Source organism: Roseomonas sp. KE2513, from assembly GCF_016107305.1.
Taxonomy (GTDB): Bacteria; Pseudomonadota; Alphaproteobacteria; order Acetobacterales; family Acetobacteraceae; genus Roseomonas.
On record NZ_RCVR01000172.1, the window covers coordinates 1 to 692 of the forward strand.

General features: G+C 62.3%; 2 protein-coding genes. Both read left to right on the forward strand.

All coding sequences use genetic code 11. The annotated features are described in order from the left end of the window. On the forward strand, nucleotides 1–422 hold a 422-nt coding region (locus tag D9599_RS30795; RefSeq protein WP_198385143.1), incomplete at its 5' end, for an ester cyclase. A 104-nt stretch (nucleotides 423–526) separates the two neighbouring features. After that, the coding region (locus D9599_RS30800; RefSeq protein ID WP_198385144.1) for a transposase at nucleotides 527–692 on the forward strand (166 nt) is incomplete at its 3' end.

A 692-nucleotide genomic window follows, 5' to 3' on the forward strand; every position in this document is an offset into this window, starting at 1 on the left:
ATATGGCGTCCATCACGCAAACCGCCCAGGCCTTCTTCGAGACTTGCGAGTTCGGTGGAGGATGGCAGGGATGCGCCGCCTACTGTCACCCAGATGCAAGCTTTGCCTGCCAAGCCGACGCGCTGGGCGATGTCCGGACCCTTCAGGCCTACACGGAGTGGATGAAGGGCCTGCTCGGCTTCATGCCGGACGGCCGCTACACCCTGAAGTCCTTCGCCGCCGATGAGACCCGGCACAACGTCGTGGCTTTCGCGACCTTTCACGGCAGCCATACCGGAGAGGGTGGCCCGATGCCGCCGACTGGCAAGCACACGGATACGGACTACGTCCATGTGATGGACTTCGATGGCGAGAAGATCCGGCACATGACGAAGATTTGGAACGACGGTCGCGCCATCCGTGAGCTGGGCTGGGCTGGCTGAGGCGCGGCGCTTCGAATTGTGGGCAGGCGCTAACACTACGTTGGCATCTTCAATGGAGCGGTGAGTAACCCATCTGCTGGTTGACTGATTAGCGGGAGATGACGATGGCGGAGGTCATTGGCGCGTCTGGCGATCTGGATAGGTGGCTCCAACCCTTTCTTGACGTGATGGGGCACAAGACGCGGCGGGTCTGGGCTCCTTTCTACCTGCGCGGGCTGCTTGGTCCTGGCGAGCGCAAGAGCCTGCAGCCTATGGCGGCACGGTTGGGCT